This window comes from Dolichospermum sp. UHCC 0406, assembly GCF_009712025.1.
In the GTDB taxonomy this organism is placed as follows: domain Bacteria; phylum Cyanobacteriota; class Cyanobacteriia; order Cyanobacteriales; family Nostocaceae; genus Dolichospermum; species Dolichospermum lemmermannii.
Genome location: NZ_VILA01000016.1, coordinates 115931 through 133090, shown reverse-complemented (window position 1 = coordinate 133090; position 17160 = coordinate 115931). Strand labels below are relative to the sequence as shown.

Sequence of the window (17160 nt, the reverse complement as noted above, 5' to 3'; positions counted from 1 at the left end):
CAATCTTCAGAAGTGAGAGTAGACAGAGAAAGTAAGTCATTTTCCGTGAAACCCCGCACATCTCGCTACGGTTCTGAACAATCTTCAGAAGTGAGAGTAGACAGAGAAAGTAAGTCATTTTCCGTGAAACCCCGCACATCTCGCTACGGTTCTGAACAATCTTCAGAAATCGCATTACCAACGGGCGGTAAATCCTTCACTGCTAGATATCGTCCCTCTTCCCAATTTTCCGAGCAATCCTCAGAAATCACACCCACAGAAGAAACTGATCTAATCTATGGTCGTCATCCAGTTTTGACTGCCTTGGAAAATGAACACAGTATCAACCGTCTTTGGATTACTACTCGTCTCCGTTATGATCCCAGATTTCATCATTTGATTTTGCAAGCCAAAGATAATGGCGCAGTTATTGATGAAGTTGAACCAATGCGGTTAGACCAAATTACTGGTCGGGCAAATCACCAAGGAATAGCGGCTCAAATTGCTCCTTATTCTTATATTGAACTAGAGGATCTGATTAGCAACGCTAAAGCTGTGACTGATCCTGTAATTGTAGTTGCTGATGGTATTACTGATCCCCACAATTTAGGGGCAATTATTCGCACAGCAGAAGCGATTGGCGCTCACGGTTTGGTGATTCCTCAAAGAAGGGCAGCGGGAATTACTTCTACGGTAATGAAAGTCGCAGCAGGGGCATTAGAAACCTTTCCTGTATCTAGAGTTGTCAACCTTGGTCGCGCTTTAGAACAGTTAAAAGAAGAAGGCTTTTGGATTTATGGAACTGCGGTTACAGGTAGCGAACCATTACAAAGTGTTAAGTTTAGCGGACCTGTGGTTTTAGTCGTGGGTGGTGAAGGCGAAGGTCTGGGGATGTTGACACAACGTTCTTGTGATGTTTTGGTGTCCATTCCCTTACAGGGCAAGACTCCTAGCCTCAATGCTTCGGTGGCGACTGGTATGGCACTTTACGAAATTTATCGCCAAAAATCTCAAAATACACTGTATCTTGATAAACTACAGACAATTGCTTTGAAAAAACAATAGTACAGTTACTGATTTCGTAGACAAATATCCACGAAATCAGTGACTATAAACAATGTAAAAGACAATAAATCTCACCTATTTTCACACATCCAGTCACACGTTTATAAATCGGCGAAAACCATGAAAACGATTTGGCATAACTTCCAAGAGGGGTTGATTAATACATTCAATGGACTCGGCCTTGCTTGGTGGGTAGAAATTGTCACACAAAATCCCAGTTGTACATACTACTTTGGTCCATTTTTCAGTTCTGTGGAAGCTACTAAAGCCAGCAATGGCTATATAGAAGATTTGGAAATTGAAGGAGCGCAGGGAATTATAGTGAATATCAAACGCTGTAAACCTACTGTTTTAACAATTGCTGAAGATTTGGGGGAATGGATTGACCGTAAAGTAAAGCCTGTCTTTAGCGGTCAAATTTAGTCTAATCAACAATTCCAGAGGCTGTTATCGTTCCTGGGCTAATCCTGGGAACGAACTATGGCTAATTTAAACTTCGATTATTTGGGGGTTGGTTACTAACCAACTATCAATGTCTCCTAATAACTGTTGGGGTATTTCCCAAGGAAAGAGGTGGGCTGTGTTGGGGTAACATTGCCATTGAGAGTTTTTGATGTGTCTGGCTGTTTCTAAACTGGCATCAGCGGTAATGTGACGGTCTTGTTCACCAGCAAGCACTAGGCTAGGACATTGGATTTGCCAAAGGTCGGGGGTGCGATTATAACCTGCTCTAATGGCACTGTAGAGGGCGTTTGTAGCTGCTGATGAGGTTTGTAAGTAGGCTGGTAGGGCATCCCTAGCTATGTAATTGTATGCTGTGGATGTGTGTTGTTGAATTAAGTAGCGAAAGAGCGATCGCTTGCCGAAAGTATCAATATTCCATTGCCAACTGGGTTTTATATAGTTCAATATACCAGCAATGCCTGTATAAATATTGTCTTGCCAAGAAATCCGGGGATGATTGCCCCAAGGTCTAGCGGCAGTGGCTACTAAAATTAAGCCTGTCACCCGTTGCGGTAGGCGCATGGCCAGTTCCATGGCTAAAATGCCTCCTAGCGACCATCCCAATAATAAACATTTTTCTATTTTAAATTGGTCTAATAGGGCTTCTAGGTCGTCTAAATGGTCTTGCATCTCAAATTTGCCCTGAAACCGACTTTTGCCATATCCACGCAAATCTGGGGCAATGGTTTGGTAGCGTTTTGATAGATGATTGGTAAAGATAGAGAGGCTACGTCCCGAACCAGGATGACCATGTAAACCAAGGATGGGAAATCCTTGACCTTGGATGTAGAAGTTAAGTGGTACAGCCATAAATCCTGATTGTAAGTTCTATTTTTCGATATAACCACCAGCATAGGTAATGACGCAGATAGTTCTGTATTGTTTGTGAGAACCGTAAGCTACACCAGTTACCCGAAAAGATGGGTTAAAAATATTTGTCCGATGTCCACGGGAAGGTACACCATCATCAATTATTAGTTGCATGACAATGTCTTGGGCTGTATTTGGTCCATAACTGATATTTTCACCAGCGGTAGTTTGCCATTTCCCATAACGATTGATGCGAGTGTCAGGTCTGCTACCATCACTACCATCATGACCTGTTGTTCCCTTTGGTCCTTGGTCTTTAGCATGATCTCGCGCACCTAAAGACATTCCTTTGGAGGCACGTAATGCACTGACGGGACGGACGGATTTTAAAAAAGTTATCGCTTCATTAACCGGTTTTACGCCTTCTTGGGTGATTAAATAGGTATTATAGGAAATTTTGACGCGATTTCCCTGAAACCGCTGTTTATAATTTTCTAAAATGGGCAAATATGATTGAGGATTTGTTCTGACTTTGTTAGTTTCCGCAATTACTTGTTTTTCCAAGGTGGACAGATAACTTGTTTGTGCTAATGAAGTTTGATTATTTTTATTAGCAAGCAGTTGAATGGTAGATTCTGGAGGTTTTAGTAATTGATCAGAAAAAGTAGTTGCCAGCGTAATAGGTAATAATATCAAAAATCCCAGGTAACGCATTCATGACCCCGTTTTCTTGTTTACTGTAGTAGTAATCTTTTTGGATAACTACCTATTACCTGTTGTAATATTTTTGGTTATTAAATGTAAAGGGTTATTTGTAAATAAACTGATGATTTGTCAAAATAGGAATTGAGAAGCGAAAAGTTATCCTCATCACTTCTCATAAGACTACTCCTTACACTTATTGCAATTAGAACAGTTAACCAATACGTGCCACCTCTAGCTAAAGGTGCAGATTTATTGGCAACAACGATAAAATTGGTATAAAGTATTGCTTAACCATCAGATTTTATTATTTACCTTGCAATATTTCTTCCACTTCTGTGAGTTTTACCGGTCCAGCAAAATTTGGACTGGTCATAATAAAAGATGGTGTGCCACCCAATCCTAATTGTTGGGCTAATAATAGGTCTTTTTGGATGGATTTATTAGCTAATTTGCGATCATTGCCAAATTTTGTGAGGTTTAAATTGAGCTTTTTAGCAGTGTCTAAATATAAAGTCTCACCCAATTGTTTTTGGTTGGTAAACAAGGCATCATGATATTCCCAAAACTTACCTTGTTGATATGCGGACCAAGCTACTGTAGCTGCGGGTAATGCTTGATCATGAATTTGATAAAGGGGAAAATGCTTATAAACTAAGGTGAATTTATTTGGATATTTTGCCAATAAATCTTTGAGTGTTTGATGGGCTTCGGCACAATAAGGACATTCAAAATCTGAAAATTCTATCAATAAGGTTTTTGATTTGGTTGCACCAATTGTGGGAGAATCACCAATTACAGATTGAGGATTTGTTTGAAAATCATTGATAAATTTTTGTCGTGATTGTTGTAGTTTCTCTTGCTGTTGCTGCTGGTATATTTCTACAGATTTAATAATGATTTCGGGATTTTTGCGGATAATTTCTAAAACTTGTTGTTCTAGTTGGGGGTTGATTTTGGTATCAGCTTGGACAGGAAGTGACCAGGTTAATATCAAGCCGATCAAGCTAACAATTGCTAAATTTCGGAAATGAGTCAAAATTTTGAACATTTTTTTTCAAGGTATAGCACTAGCAATGTGATTTTATCAAGTAGCGGATAAAACAGCAATTATTTCAAGTTTCTGAAATAATGCCTTTAGTTAATATACATTTTTTAAATTAAAGTTTACATAGAATTTAATTCTGGACAAAATTTATCAGTAAATATCCCAATCAAACAGGAGTGAGATCACAGTTATGCTAATTAGTTGGCTTTATCTGATAGCAGCAATTATTTTTGAAGTTTCTGGTACAACTTGTATGAAACTGTCAGAAGAATTTACCAAAATTATCCCCTCAATTTTTATTTTTGTATTTTATGGACTTTGCTTAACGTTTTTAACTCTTTCTCTCAGGACAATTCCGGTGAGTATAGTTTATTCTATTTGGGCAGGTTTTGGTACTCTGATAATTGCTACGATTAGCGTGATTTGGTTTCATGAGTCTTTTACGCTGGTAAAAATTATCTCTATGTCTTTTATAATTATCGGTATTATTGGTTTAAATTTGGCTGAGTAAAGGGACGAGGCAGAGGCAGGGGGAAATAATTACTAACAACCACTGACAACTGTACGGGCGAAGCATTTGGAGAACTATTTTTGGCAATGACCGATAATTTATCTTCCAAATGCTTCGCCCCTACTGACAACTGTACGGGCGAAGCATTTGGAGAACTATTTTTGGCAATGACCGATAATTTATCTTCCAAATGCTTCGCCCCTACTGACAACTGTACGGGCGAAGCATTTGGAGAACTATTTTTGGCAATGACTGATAATTTATCTTCCAAATGCTTCGCCCCTACTGACAACTGATAACTGACCACACTAAACCAGAAACTTAGATTAATACAAAAATAAATTATGAACAGTAAAATTTTGCTAACATCTGTATTTTTAGTCACAGTCAGCTTATCAGGTACAGTGCAAGCGGCAAATTATGAAGATATTAGACAGTTATTGGCAAATAAACAATGTCCAAAATGTCTTCTTGGTAACGCTGGGTTAGTAATGGCTGATTTAGCTGGGGCAAATTTAAACGGTGCAAATCTTGCGGGTGCGAATTTAAGTCGGGCAAATTTGGCTGGTGCGGATTTGCGAGGTGCGAATTTAAGCGGTGCGAGTTTATTTGGCGTGAATTTAAGTGAGGCTAAACTTGGTGGTGCAAATTTAAGCGGTGCTGATTTAAGAGATACTTATTTAATGAATGCTGAATTGAAAGGTGCGAATATTACAGGTACAAATTTTCAAGGTGCGGTAGGAATACCTTCGCAAATTGCTAAATCAGAAGATTTTTATGCTTGGGGTGTAGCAGCAGCAGAAAAGGGGAATCTTAAACCAGCTATTGATTATTTTAGCCAAGCGATCGCACTTAAACCAGACTATGCTGGGGCATATTTAGCCCGTGGTGTCGCTAGTTACCAAAGTTTAGATAGAAAAAACGCTTTAGAAGATGCCCAAAAAGCAATAGAACTATTTGAAAAAGAAAAGAATAGTGAAGGAACACAAACAGCCAAAGCATTTATTTTAGAATTAAAAACCCCTTACACAGAAACAGTGAATACAGGTAAACCTAGCTTTATGGATTTTGCGGGTAGTCTAGGTTCAGTCTTATTACAATTTTTGCCCTTCTAATACCCAGTTCATTAATCTATCATTATCTGCGGTTAATGATTATGAAAATCTTGTTCTATGCAGCTTCGTCTTAACTTAGGATACTAACTAAGAAGCAATAATGGCACAGAAGGGAAAAAGATAAATGTCAGAAAATCTTAGAAGTAAAACTATCACACAAGGGGTACAAAGATCGCCTAATCGCGCCATGCTTAGGGCTGTAGGTTTTGAAGATGCAGATTTTAACAAAGCCATTGTCGGTGTAGCCAATGCCTATAGCACCATTACCCCTTGTAACATGGGGATAAACGAACTGGCACAAAGGGCGCAAACCGCGATTAAAACCGCCGGTGCAATGCCCCAAGTTTTCGGGACAATTACCATTAGTGACGGCATTTCCATGGGAACAGAAGGGATGAAATACTCCCTCGTTTCACGGGAAGTTATCGCTGATTCCATAGAAACAGTCTGTACTGGGCAAAGTATGGACGGTGTATTAGCAATTGGTGGCTGTGACAAAAATATGCCAGGGGCAATGTTAGCCATGGCGCGGATGAATATCCCTGCTATCTTTGTTTACGGTGGTACAATCAAACCCGGACACTATGAGGGTAAAGATCTAACCGTTGTCAGTTCCTTTGAAGCCGTTGGTCAATACAGTGCTGGTAAAATTGACGAAAATGAACTGTTAGCAGTTGAACGCGGTGCTTGCCCCGGTGCGGGTTCATGTGGAGGGATGTTTACAGCCAATACCATGTCTTCAGCTTTTGAAGCCATGGGCATGAGTTTACCCTACTCCTCCACCATGGCTGCTGAAGATCCAGAAAAAGCCGACAGCACCGAAAAATCAGCCGTTGTCCTCGTTGAAGCTATACGAAAACAAATATTACCTCGGCAAATCATCACCCGCAAATCCATAGAAAACGCCATTTCCGTGATTATGGCTGTGGGTGGTTCTACCAATGCAGTATTACATTTTTTAGCGATCGCCCGCGCTGCTGGTGTTGAACTAATTTTAGACGACTTTGAAACCATTCGCGGTCGTGTTCCCGTCATCTGTGATTTAAAACCCAGTGGTAGATATGTAGCCACCGACCTACACAAAGCCGGCGGTATTCCCCAAGTCATGAAAATGCTATTAGCCCATGGCTTGCTGCATGGTGATTGTATCACCATTTCCGGGCAAACAGTCGCCGAAGTCTTAGCAGATATCCCCGCAGAACCACGGACAGACCAAGACGTAATTCGTCCTTGGCATAACCCCATGTATGCTCAAGGACACCTAGCCATTCTCAAAGGCAACCTGGCCATAGAAGGGTCAGTAGCCAAAATTACCGGAGTCAAAAAGCCTGTAATTACAGGACCCGCGAGAGTATTTGAATCGGAAGAATCCTGTTTAGAGGCAATTCTCGCCAAAAAAATCCAAGCTGGGGATGTTATAGTTATCCGCTACGAAGGACCAAAAGGCGGACCCGGTATGAGAGAAATGTTAGCCCCCACCTCCGCTATTATTGGGGCTGGTTTAGGTGACTCTGTAGGCTTAATTACCGACGGACGCTTCTCCGGTGGTACTTACGGCATGGTAGTCGGTCACGTTGCCCCAGAAGCGGCTGTAGGTGGTAACATCGCCTTAGTAGTAGAAGGTGATAGCATTACCATAGATGCCAATGCCCGATTGTTGCAACTGAATGTATCAGCAGCAGAATTAGCTACTCGTCGCGCAAATTGGCAACCACTTCCACCCAGATATACTAAGGGCGTACTTGCGAAATATGCCAAACTTGTAGCTTCCAGTAGTGTGGGTGCAGTAACAGATTTGGACTTATTTGCTAATTAGTAATTATATGAGATCCCCAACTTCTTTGAGAACTCGGGGATCTGAAATTTAGTTAGTATATTTTAAGATTATACTTCGACAGGCTCAGTAACCATGCAGCTAAATTCAAACTTATCAGAAACAGTTACTCAACGTTGGCAAATATTGAAAAATGGTATTAATCACAATTTAGATTCTTTCACTCAATCTGTACAACAACAAGCGACAAAAACAACTGATAATACTAAAGATTATTTAGAAAATAATTGGCACAATGTCGAGAGAATTACTAATAATACATCAGGAGTAATTCAAAAAACTATTAATACATCTGTGCATGATTTTTTATCACAATATCCCTGGTTTTTCCAAGTATTAGAAATATTCACATGGGGAATAAATCACCCTGTCAGGGGTGGAATAATTTTATTATTTACAATTGCAGTGATTTGGAGTATCATTAAAGCAATTGTTAGAATCATAGAAACTGCCAGTTGGTCAATTTTAAAAATTCCTTTTATATTACTACAAAAATTATTAAAATCTCTTTGGATAACATTTCCTAAAGTGGGAATTTTCGGCATTGGTAAAATTCAAAGTAAACAGCAACGGTTAGCTGAAATTTCCCAGCGTTTAGAAGTTATTCACAACGAACAAAAAGCACTATTACAAGAAGCTGCTAAACTCATGAAATCAGATCCAGAAAATATGATGACTAATTCTAACGGTCAGGAGACATCTGTTTAATTATCTCATCTTTTTGACCAGATACAAAATTAGCAAACCGGACTGCTAAAGGTGGTACAAAGAGAAAAGGACTACTAAAACCGGAAAATATATGTAGTCCTGAAAATTCAGAAATAGCACCAATTAAAGGCAATTTATCCTGAGTAAATGCCACTAAACAATGATGCCATGTTCCTGGTAAATTTCCTAAACTTGGTAATATGTTCGTAATACTTTCTCGTAACCATTGTTCACTTGCTGTTGAGTTAATTTCCGCTTGCGGATTTGTTAAAACCCGGCTAATTTGACCTATGCGTAAACTCCCGTCCAGAAATTGCACCACACCAGCATCTAAAATTGGTGATACTATTTCATGATTCGGGTTATCCCATAATTCATCAATTTGAGTAGATTCTGCTTCTAGTTCATATCTTTGCAGATTTGCGGGTGATACTAAGCTATGTAATTGAATATCTGTAGATGGTATTTCAATGATTTCTGCATGAGAAAAATATATTTTCGCAGCAATATCCATTGATTTTAGTAGTTTACGAGTAATTCCTCCAGCACAAATCACAACATTATCACTCTGAAAAGTATTAGTATTTGTTTTCACACCTGTACATTTTTTCATAGAAGTAGTTACTAGTTCTATAAATTCCCCAAATTGGATTTCTCCTCCTAAATCTATCATTGCTTGAATGTAAGCTTGGGTAGTTTTTTCTGGGTGAACATGACCATGTTTAACAGTTAATGCACCAGATATAGCTTCGGGGTTTAAAAAAGGTTCTAATTCACAAGCTTCTTGAATACTAATTAAATGCGGAGGAATAACAACATCTTGATAAGATTTAGCCATTGTTTCGGGATTAATATCTACGGAAATAGTCATTAATAAATTTAATTCCCGAAATTGAGTATCTGCATTTAATTCTTCTGATAATATCCGATGACGGGTTAACCCTTCTGTAGATAATTGTTTTGTAATTGCTGTTGTTGCTGACCAAAAACTAATGCCACCATAACTATAACGGGTAGCATTTTGGGGTGTTTGGTATTGTTCCAACAAAAGTACAGAAAATCCAATTTTTGTTAATTCATACGCAAGTGCAGCACCAGTAATTCCCGCACCAATAATAATCCAGTCGTAAGTTTTCATAATTTAGTAAAAATGTATATTGCACATGAATTATTAAATGTTTTATTCATTTTAATGAAAGCAAGAATTCTTTTGTCAGAAATTCATCAGCGATTTTTCCATCAGTGGGTAAGTATATACAAACTTGAATATCTAACTCTTTTAAAAACTTGCACATCAATGGTCCAACATCTTGCCATTGTAAATTACCAAGTCCACAACCTAAAGCCGACATTGCCAAAGATTTTATACCTTGTTGTTTATAATTATCCTGAATCCATTTTAACACCAATCCACTTATCTCAGAGTAGTTACTCAACTACGTAGAAGTTTTGCTTGTATACTAGGAATTAAGCAACTGAGCTTTACGCTTACCTGGAAAGGGTGTAAAGTCTATTTATAATTCCTAGTGTTGATGACTCAGCAGCTTACAATTAAATAGACTGAAATTATAAATATCATAACTGCTTGACAACGCTTTCAATTAAACTATTTCAGAGTATTTAAAACGATGAATATGCAAGAACAACCTAACGGTGCAGATAATAAACGCGCTGACAAGACAGAAATCGCTCTGCATCTAGATTCTGAATTAATAGAGCAAATTCAACATCTCACTAATGACCCCAGTAAAGTGATTGAAGTGGCTATCCGTCAATGGTTACGCGGTGATTTCACCAGAGATGATGAGTTAACACGTACACCCCTACGCACACCCGTTCCCCCTCGTGGTGAATGGAATGATTAAAATCATCCGACAAGTGTCAACAAATAATAAGAAATGTAAAATTTAATGCCTTGAATGCCATAAAGGTCAAAAATCCACAGTTTAAAAATGGGAAAGCTGTAAAAGTTTATGCCAGAATTCAAGTAGCGTTAGTTTGACACTCCCCGTGTCTGTAGACCGGGGGGTGTCAATAAACAGAACTACCAGAAATATTCGCCGAACACTAGATTTAGTGAAATTAGTGGTTTTGTTGATAATTGTTTACAGGTTGCCAAATTATGGTAGAATAGTGTACTGTTGTTGAAGTGAAGTTATAAATCAATGACTAAACTAAAACTACAGGGTTAAAATCCAAGTAAATAAGCGCCTTTGGCCGATTGGGGAGGCAACGAACTCATAATTCGTCTTCAGGCTGGTTCGATTCCAGCAGGGCGCACTTTGCAAAATCCTAACTATAATAAATCACGTTTTTCAGGTTTTTGCCTGTTAATTGCCCATTCTATCTGTCGTAAAATCCCCCTTAACATTCTCACTTCCGCAGTTTGTGGATAAGCACGATTATACAGGTAGCGGAATTTTTCCATGCGACTAGCTGCGGTATGAGGATAAAGATAACCAATGGACAGCAATAAAGATTCCAATTGTTGATAGTATGCTTCCATCGCATCTAACGGGGCAATTTCTGAAACAGGTATATTCTCATCTATAAATAATTCTGTAGATTGTGACAATTCATAACAACAAATAGAAACCGCAGTAGCTAAATTCAAAGATGGATATTCTGGATTAGTGGGAATAAAAACTAATTTGTGGGCATAATTTAATTCTTCATTAGTTAATCCCCTATCTTCCCTGCCAAAAATTAAAGCTACAGGCTTTTCTGCTGCTGCTAATAACCAGGGTAAAGCGGTGCGAGGGGTTTCTAGAGGAATTTCTCCACTGTAGTCCCGTCCCATGGTTGCAATGGCACGGACACAGCCCTGTAATGCTGCTGGTAATGTATCTACTATGATCGCAGATTCTAAAATGTCTTTGCCACGAACTGCCATTTTTATAGCATCCGAGGATGTGCGATCGCATTGAGGATTGACTAATATTAATTTAGATAAGCCAAAATTTTTCATAACTCTGGCCACTGAACCTATATTCAATGGTCCGGCTGGTTCTACTAATACGATAATTACGTTATGGCAACTGGGTTGTATATTAAAACTTTCTGTCATACTTATTTACTTTTACTGGCTCTAATCATCATAATTCAACATTTCTGGCATTATCTATATGCAAAACTAGTGGTTTAAGTAAAAAAATATCAAATACTAGAACTTATGCACAATATTCAAAAGTTAAAAAACCTTGGCAAAACTTGGAAAAATATCAAGTCCTGCCAAGGTATTTAGTTACAAGTAATTACTATTAAATGCTGGCTTTAATTAAACCAGGACAAACTGATTAGGATTAGCCACACTCAAAGCACTGGCTTGAATACCAGTTAAAGTGGCTAAAGTTTGACCACCAAAGATAACCGCAGTATCAGCACCAACTTGAGTCAAAGTTAGATTGGCTGTAGTGATACCTAAACTGGCAGCGCCAGAAATACCAATTACATCAGTACCAATTTGGAAATCTAGAATGGTGTTAGTAGCTTTGGTTAATTCACCAAAAACAATCCAGAATTGGTCAGCGCCAGCACCACCAGATAGGGTGTGACCACCACCAAGACCGATTTCAAAGGTATCATTACCATCACCACCCAAGGCACGACCACCAGTACCATTACCCAGGAAGAATAAATCATTACCAGCGCCACCAGAGGCACGGAAATTATTGGCTTCATCTCCAAAGAATGTGTCGTTATCAGCACTACCAAAAGCGCGATCGCCATTGGCTAAAAACACGGTATCATTGCCACTACCACCGTCAATAATGTTATTACTGGCAAGAGCGCCCGCAGCCGCACTATCAACCTCGTCATTACCAGCGCCACTAAACACGACATCCTTAATACCACCAAAGCCAGGAGTTTGCTTGGCTACAATCGTATCGGCATTAGGTGTACCAGCAAAGAATTGTGTGTCCTGAATCAAATTGGCATTAGGCGCAGTCAAGAAAGATAACTGACCACCTTCAACCAGGTTTTCTTGTCTAGTTTTTGTGCCATCACCATTACCATCAATATTTGTGGCGGTAATAATTGTTCCAGAACGAATACTATGCGCCTGGACATCAAACACAAACTGTGTACCAGGAGCGTTACCAAAAAGACTAGAAACGTCTAGAATACCTGAAGTTTCCCAGTTACCGATATCAGTGGGGCTAGAATCAGTTTGACCAGAAGGAACAGCCGAGCGATCAACTTGTGCAATTTTAGTTAAGCTGTCCGCTGGATTGGCAGCAGCAGGATCAAGAACGTAAATAGAGGCTTCTTGCTTAGAAGTTGCACCCCAGATATCTGCTCCTAGTGCGCGGTCTTCTTGTAAGTAAATTTTGCCATTATCAGCCCAGTCGAGGTTATCAGGACTACGCATACCGAAATCTTGTTTACCAGCGTCGTTGCCATCGTAAAGGATGTCAATTTTTGCAGTGATTTCTGGTGCAGTTGTAATCTTCCACAGAGCATCATTTCCAGATGTGGGGTGTTGAATGGCAACGATAAATTCATTGGGATTGTTTGTAGAAATCAACCCAGTAGGTTCAGATCCAGGAACTCCCAAACTAGCCCAACGAGTAATTGATTCAGCTACACCATCCTTATTGCTATCAGATGCCTTCCAGATATCGCCAGGACCGTTGTCTTCGATAATGTAAAGATTACCAGCAGCATCACTAGCCAAGTTGTCAGGGTTATTGAGGTTGGTACCCGCAGCTAAAGCAGTACCACCATCAATTGTGCTACGACTAGCAAAAAGCTTAACTTCATTAGTTTTGAGGTTAATGCCATAAACTGCGTTTTCGCTAGTTGTAGCTACATAAAGAATGTCACCAATAATTTCTAAGTCTTCTGGACGACCGTAGGGTGTACCACCAACTTCATCCGCTGCTGCCCGTCCGCCCGTAGTAGTGCTACTAAAGTCAAAGGGATCGGCGGTGGTGGTTTTCACGCCATTAGCATCGGTAATCGCCACCCAAGTAGCTGCACCAGTGCGAGTAGTAGCTGTATTTGTAGCAGAGTCCCAGTTTTCCGAAGCAATACCTGTAAAGGCAGTTACCTTCAAGACAAAACTTTGTCCAACACTCAAATCACCAGCAGTCTTAGGTACAAACTTGTAGATAGAACCAGTGTTGCTCTCATCAATAAAGTACAAAGTACCAGAAGCATCAAACTTCAAGCCTTCATGGGAAACAGCAGGAATATTACTGCGCCAAACCACATTAGCTGTATCACCAGCAGCCATCAAGGGGTTAAGCCACTCAAATAGACGACCATTGGTTCTTTCTTCTGCTGTAATAACTGTTCCATAGGGAGTATATACCGCAGGGTCAAAAGGACCAAAATCATCATTATTCTTATCCCAAACCGTAGGATTGGTGGTGTAGGGTAAGGCCGCTTGACCAGTCAAGGCTGAAACAAAGTCACCAGTTTGGGTGTCGTAGCGAGCTAAACCAGCGCCTTGACCTACTTCCATCGGAATGTAGATGTAGCGGTTGGTGGGATCGAGTGCCACCATGTCCCAGTTACCAAAGGTGGCAGCAAATTGAGGATCTAGATTAGCTTTGTTGCGGTCAACAATTTCTGTCTGAGTGAATCCTGTTGGTAGTAAAAAGGGTGCAGTGTCTTCTGCTGTAGGAACAGTAGCAGTAGTAGAAAGAAGTTGGCTAAAGTCAACATCAATTTTGTAGGTTGTACCCCAAACATCAGGTCCTGCAGTAATACCAGTGGAGGCTAAAACAGCTTGAGTACCATCGGAAGGATTTGTAGCGATATCTTCAGGACGAGAAAACCTGAAGGCATTAACTGCGGTAGCTAACTCATTTTGTTTTGTTTGTGTAGCAAAACCTTGAGAGTCATAACCTGTAGTATTTGCTTTTGTGGGATCGTAGTAAGAAATTTCTACAAATTGACCGTTTGTGCTGTTACCACTGCCTTTGAACTGGCTAGGATTAGCTTCAATTGCATCAGTAGCATTTGCAGGATCGTCAGCCACCCATACGAATAGTTTACCCTGTGCTAAACCATTGCGTTCCAGGAAACCGCCAGCTTTTTTATCGCCAACATAGAGATATAAAGGCGCGTTATTGCTATCGTCACCAATTAAAAAGGCAACTTTATCAGTGCGGCTTGTATTTAGTTCTGTGACGTTTTCCCACGAAGCGCGACCAAATGCGGGTACTGCATATAAAGTATTTGTTTGTGTATCCAAGGCGAATTGTGTACCATTACTGGTTTCTTCACCAGAGAAGAAAATACGATCAGCTAAACCAATACCTGCACCAAACTGGTTGGCTTCAAATAAAGCAGCAGAACAAAAACGTTGAATACCAGCGTTCTCTAAATCAGCAGCAGCATCAACAACTTCACCTTTGCGGTTGATAATGGTGTCATGGGCTAATCCAGCATCGACGATTTGCAATGTGCGCTTGTCAACATCAAAATAGTTAACTCTTGCACCGGGGAGTTGAGTACCGTTTTTCAGGGTGTACTTATAACCATCAGCAGCCCCTACTTCATTAACAACTAATACACGAACAGTTGTATCGTTGAGTGAAAAAGCACCAATACCGTCAAGAATACCGGGAGGAACATAGTTGCCAATTTTGTCGCCAACTGTAAAAATTGGGTCAACTGTGTAACCGTTTAATCCTTTGACTTGAGACGGTTGGGTTGTATCGAATGGTGTGTTACCCATAAAATCCCTCAGTTTTCTTTGTAATGCTTACTGAATCAATGCTTGGTAAATTTAGGAAAACCTATATTTACCGAATACGAATATCACTTTTTATTAGCCTCTCACTCAGAGGTTAAGAAGGCACTATGAATTGGCTATTTCTTAATTAAAAATCCTTCTAAAAGTTAATTTTTGATTAAGGCAAGATTATCTATTTATAGGTACTATGCCAATATTAAAACTAATACACACCCGATCTTCATTACTCGTATTCATTTCCACACCATGTAACAGCCAACTGGGAAATATTAACATCGTCCCTTCACGAGCTTTATAAGTGATTTTGGGGAAAGTCCAGAGATTAAACTCTATAGATGGTGGTACGATCATCTGTGAAGCTGGTCGCGGATCAGAGAAAAATATGCCACCACAATTTTCAGGAGTTTTCAGATAATAAACTCCACTTAAAACTGAGTTGGGATGATTATGTACAGAGTTGGAAGCAAGTTTACGATTAATAATTCCCCAACAAGTTGTAATTTTGAGACTAAACTTTTGTAAGTCCCATTGTAAAAATGTGGCAACTTCTAAGACATTTTGATTAATGATTTGTATCAGGTTGTCAAAACTATCCCTTTCATGCAACCTATCTGTACTATGCCATCCTAGTATATTTGACCATTTCTCACCCTGACTATCTCGACGTTCTTCCGCATAGATAGTTTGTAAGAGTGGAGGATTTAATTGTTGATAATTTTCTAGGGAAAAATGCCAAACAGACGTGGGAAACCAATCATTTCTAGAACCAACCATAATTTTGATTTATGTTTATATTGACTTGTGAACTTTGTCGCTGGGCAAAAAACATGGACGGCTAAAAACAAAAAAAGCCTAAGTCCTGTTAAGCTCAATAGGTAACTTTCCTGCACTGAACTGTTTTATGCACCTACCTTCCTTTCTATGGTTATGGAAAATAGCCGCTTGGTCAATGGGATTATCTTTACTAGCCTATTTATTTTTAGCCATAACTGGTCTTTGGATGTTACGGGTTAGAACAAACCCAGAATCTTTCGGTATTCTCTTACCTTGGTATCGTCAGCAGGTGCGATCGCTCCATTATATAATCGGCATCACGATGGTTAGTCTAGTATTACTACTTCTAGCTGTTGGCATTGTGGGTACATTAGGACACTTTGGTTCACTGGGACATTCACCACATTTAGCCGCTGGGTTAATAGTCGTCATCTTAGTTTTAGTATCCGCATTTAGCGCCACTCAAATTAATACCACACAACTTTGGGCTAGACCATTACATCTTGGTTGTAATTTCTGCTTATTACTAGGATTCGCTTGGGTATCTCTCAGTGGTTGGACTGTGGTGCAAAAGTATTTGCCTTAATTCTCAGTTTCTACCATGCTTCTATTATGCCTGGGAAATTGTGCAGACCACACACAAATAATTTATCCTGAAAATCCTGATTCAGCCCTTGACAAAATTCTCAGTTTCGATTACACTTATGTTATGAGTGGAAAAGTGTGCGCCCATATATATAGGGTTTTCATTTATCAAATCATTTAAAACAGTAAAACCTTTATAAATGATTCATGCTTTCAAGAACTTGGGTACGCAAGACATTTTTGATGGTAAAGATTCTAAAGCTGCTCGAAAAACCTGTCCCTCAATTTTGTCAGAATCAGGATATCCAGGATTTGAGGATTTACAGGATGTGATTGAAAGATTGTTTTTGAGGAAGTGGTGTTTTTTTTAGTCAGAATCAGGATATCCAGGATTTGAGGATTTACAGGATGTGATTGAAAGATTGTTTTTGAGGAAGTGGTGTTTTTTTTAGTCAGAATCAGGATATCCAGGATTTGAGGATTTACAGGATGTGATTGAAAGATTGTTTTTGAGGAAGTGGTGTTTTTTGGAAGTTGGGATATTTTAAAGATGTTGTTTTATGCTCTTCTTTAGATGGTTAGTTTACAGCATTTTCGCAATTACCAATTACCCATCCTGAAAATCCGGAAAATCCTAATATGGCTTGCGCCACGCTACGCTATCAGACAAAATCATCTCCAAAATCCCCACAAACAATCATTAAACAACATCCTGAAAAATCCCAACTTCCCACAAACAATCATCCAACAACATCCTGAAAATCCTCAAATCCTGGATATCCTGATTCTGACAAAATCATCTCCAAAATCCCCACA

18 protein-coding genes and 1 tRNA gene are annotated in these 17160 nt (G+C 39.4%); 10 read left to right on the top strand and 9 right to left on the bottom strand.

All coding sequences use genetic code 11. From position 1 onward, the window contains the following. The first annotated feature begins 123 nt into the window (after nucleotides 1–123). Together rlmB and FJR09_RS15035 are read left to right on the top strand one after the other, a co-directional pair. Nucleotides 124–1044, top strand: a complete 921-nt coding sequence (gene rlmB, locus FJR09_RS15040; protein WP_051155230.1) for a 23S rRNA (guanosine(2251)-2'-O)-methyltransferase RlmB — start codon at nucleotides 124–126, stop codon at nucleotides 1042–1044. Nucleotides 1045–1164: 120 nt separating this feature from the next. Beyond that, nucleotides 1165–1467, top strand: coding sequence for a DUF1816 domain-containing protein (locus FJR09_RS15035; RefSeq protein WP_015078722.1), 303 nt, complete (start codon nucleotides 1165–1167; stop codon nucleotides 1465–1467). A 66-nt stretch (nucleotides 1468–1533) separates the two neighbouring features. On the opposite strand, the gene FJR09_RS15030 is transcribed toward FJR09_RS15035, so the two are convergent. The 3 genes from FJR09_RS15030 to FJR09_RS15020 all read right to left on the bottom strand — a co-directional run bounded on the left by FJR09_RS15030 (nucleotide 1534) and on the right by FJR09_RS15020 (nucleotide 4111). Beyond that, nucleotides 1534–2358 (bottom strand): alpha/beta fold hydrolase, encoded by an 825-nt coding sequence (locus FJR09_RS15030; RefSeq protein ID WP_015078723.1) that lies wholly within the window; start codon nucleotides 2356–2358, stop codon nucleotides 1534–1536. An 18-nt stretch (nucleotides 2359–2376) separates the two neighbouring features. Further along, entirely contained in the window at nucleotides 2377–3072 is a 696-nt protein-coding gene (locus FJR09_RS15025; protein WP_015078724.1) for a CAP domain-containing protein, read from the bottom strand. Between the two features lie 295 nt (nucleotides 3073–3367). Continuing rightward, nucleotides 3368–4111, bottom strand: a complete 744-nt coding sequence (locus FJR09_RS15020) for a DsbA family protein (RefSeq protein WP_015078725.1) — start codon at nucleotides 4109–4111, stop codon at nucleotides 3368–3370. 187 nt (nucleotides 4112–4298) lie between these two features. Between FJR09_RS15020 and FJR09_RS15015 the strand changes: the two genes are divergently transcribed. Then, the gene (locus FJR09_RS15015; protein WP_015078726.1) at nucleotides 4299–4619 is read left to right on the top strand and encodes a multidrug efflux SMR transporter; all 321 of its coding nucleotides are present in this window, start codon (nucleotides 4299–4301) and stop codon (nucleotides 4617–4619) included. Here the strand turns inward: FJR09_RS15015 and FJR09_RS15010 are convergent. Further along, complete coding sequence (locus FJR09_RS15010) at nucleotides 4594–4911, bottom strand: hypothetical protein (RefSeq protein ID WP_254433121.1); 318 nt, start codon at nucleotides 4909–4911, stop codon at nucleotides 4594–4596. The genes FJR09_RS15015 and FJR09_RS15010 overlap by 26 nt on opposite strands. 52 nt (nucleotides 4912–4963) lie before the next feature. Here FJR09_RS15010 and FJR09_RS15005 point away from each other — a divergent pair, with 52 nt between their 5' ends. From FJR09_RS15005 to FJR09_RS14995, 3 genes are all read left to right on the top strand, one after another. Next, entirely contained in the window at nucleotides 4964–5734 is a 771-nt protein-coding gene (locus tag FJR09_RS15005) for a pentapeptide repeat-containing protein (RefSeq protein ID WP_015078727.1), read from the top strand. Nucleotides 5735–5858: 124 nt separating this feature from the next. Then, a complete protein-coding gene (gene ilvD / locus FJR09_RS15000; protein ID WP_015078728.1) occupies nucleotides 5859–7550 on the top strand; it encodes a dihydroxy-acid dehydratase in 1692 nt (563 codons plus the stop codon). Between the two features lie 93 nt (nucleotides 7551–7643). Beyond that, nucleotides 7644–8276, top strand: a complete 633-nt coding sequence (locus tag FJR09_RS14995) for a hypothetical protein (protein ID WP_168652663.1) — start codon at nucleotides 7644–7646, stop codon at nucleotides 8274–8276. Here the strand turns inward: FJR09_RS14995 and FJR09_RS14990 are convergent. Together FJR09_RS14990 and FJR09_RS14985 are read right to left on the bottom strand one after the other, a co-directional pair. Next, nucleotides 8251–9414 carry an FAD-binding oxidoreductase gene (locus FJR09_RS14990; protein WP_168633051.1) on the bottom strand — a complete coding sequence of 388 codons (1164 nt, stop codon included), beginning with the start codon at nucleotides 9412–9414 and terminating at the stop codon, nucleotides 8251–8253. The two genes, FJR09_RS14995 and FJR09_RS14990, sit on opposite strands and share 26 nt — an antisense overlap. Nucleotides 9415–9460: 46 nt before the next feature. Continuing rightward, complete coding sequence (locus tag FJR09_RS14985; protein ID WP_168652664.1) at nucleotides 9461–9712, bottom strand: hypothetical protein; 252 nt, start codon at nucleotides 9710–9712, stop codon at nucleotides 9461–9463. Nucleotides 9713–9904: 192 nt separating this feature from the next. Here FJR09_RS14985 and FJR09_RS14980 point away from each other — a divergent pair, with 192 nt between their 5' ends. Beyond that, a complete protein-coding gene (locus tag FJR09_RS14980; protein ID WP_015078732.1) occupies nucleotides 9905–10141 on the top strand; it encodes a hypothetical protein in 237 nt (78 codons plus the stop codon). 342 nt (nucleotides 10142–10483) lie between these two features. After that, a tRNA-Ile gene (locus FJR09_RS14975) sits at nucleotides 10484–10556 on the top strand. Nucleotides 10557–10572: 16 nt separating this feature from the next. Here FJR09_RS14975 and FJR09_RS14970 read toward each other — a convergent pair. From FJR09_RS14970 to FJR09_RS14960, 3 genes are all read right to left on the bottom strand, one after another. Beyond that, nucleotides 10573–11343 (bottom strand): RNA methyltransferase, encoded by a 771-nt coding sequence (locus FJR09_RS14970; RefSeq protein WP_015078733.1) that lies wholly within the window; start codon nucleotides 11341–11343, stop codon nucleotides 10573–10575. 210 nt (nucleotides 11344–11553) lie between these two features. Next, complete coding sequence (locus FJR09_RS14965) at nucleotides 11554–14967, bottom strand: alkaline phosphatase PhoX (RefSeq protein WP_168652665.1); 3414 nt, start codon at nucleotides 14965–14967, stop codon at nucleotides 11554–11556. Nucleotides 14968–15153: 186 nt separating this feature from the next. Further along, nucleotides 15154–15759, bottom strand: coding sequence for a TIGR02466 family protein (locus FJR09_RS14960; RefSeq protein ID WP_168652666.1), 606 nt, complete (start codon nucleotides 15757–15759; stop codon nucleotides 15154–15156). A 127-nt stretch (nucleotides 15760–15886) separates the two neighbouring features. Here FJR09_RS14960 and FJR09_RS14955 point away from each other — a divergent pair, with 127 nt between their 5' ends. Together FJR09_RS14955 and FJR09_RS24750 are read left to right on the top strand one after the other, a co-directional pair. Next, nucleotides 15887–16345 carry a DUF4079 domain-containing protein gene (locus tag FJR09_RS14955; protein ID WP_168633055.1) on the top strand — a complete coding sequence of 153 codons (459 nt, stop codon included), beginning with the start codon at nucleotides 15887–15889 and terminating at the stop codon, nucleotides 16343–16345. Between the two features lie 573 nt (nucleotides 16346–16918). Beyond that, on the top strand, nucleotides 16919–17160 hold a 242-nt coding region (locus FJR09_RS24750; RefSeq protein WP_217361128.1), incomplete at its 3' end, for a hypothetical protein.

Coding starts and splice junctions, on each gene's coding strand:
- FJR09_RS14980 (WP_015078732.1), top strand. CDS start 9,905: ATGAATATGCAAGAACAACCTAACGGTGCAGATAATAAACGCGCTGAC.
- FJR09_RS14960 (WP_168652666.1), bottom strand. CDS start 15,759: ATGGTTGGTTCTAGAAATGATTGGTTTCCCACGTCTGTTTGGCATTTT.
- FJR09_RS14970 (WP_015078733.1), bottom strand. CDS start 11,343: ATGACAGAAAGTTTTAATATACAACCCAGTTGCCATAACGTAATTATC.
- FJR09_RS15030 (WP_015078723.1), bottom strand. CDS start 2,358: ATGGCTGTACCACTTAACTTCTACATCCAAGGTCAAGGATTTCCCATC.
- FJR09_RS14955 (WP_168633055.1), top strand. CDS start 15,887: ATGCACCTACCTTCCTTTCTATGGTTATGGAAAATAGCCGCTTGGTCA.
- ilvD (WP_015078728.1), top strand. CDS start 5,859: ATGTCAGAAAATCTTAGAAGTAAAACTATCACACAAGGGGTACAAAGA.
- FJR09_RS15005 (WP_015078727.1), top strand. CDS start 4,964: ATGAACAGTAAAATTTTGCTAACATCTGTATTTTTAGTCACAGTCAGC.
- FJR09_RS14990 (WP_168633051.1), bottom strand. CDS start 9,414: ATGAAAACTTACGACTGGATTATTATTGGTGCGGGAATTACTGGTGCT.
- FJR09_RS15025 (WP_015078724.1), bottom strand. CDS start 3,072: ATGCGTTACCTGGGATTTTTGATATTATTACCTATTACGCTGGCAACT.
- FJR09_RS15035 (WP_015078722.1), top strand. CDS start 1,165: ATGAAAACGATTTGGCATAACTTCCAAGAGGGGTTGATTAATACATTC.
- FJR09_RS14965 (WP_168652665.1), bottom strand. CDS start 14,967: ATGGGTAACACACCATTCGATACAACCCAACCGTCTCAAGTCAAAGGA.
- FJR09_RS15020 (WP_015078725.1), bottom strand. CDS start 4,111: ATGTTCAAAATTTTGACTCATTTCCGAAATTTAGCAATTGTTAGCTTG.
- FJR09_RS14995 (WP_168652663.1), top strand. CDS start 7,644: ATGCAGCTAAATTCAAACTTATCAGAAACAGTTACTCAACGTTGGCAA.
- FJR09_RS15015 (WP_015078726.1), top strand. CDS start 4,299: ATGCTAATTAGTTGGCTTTATCTGATAGCAGCAATTATTTTTGAAGTT.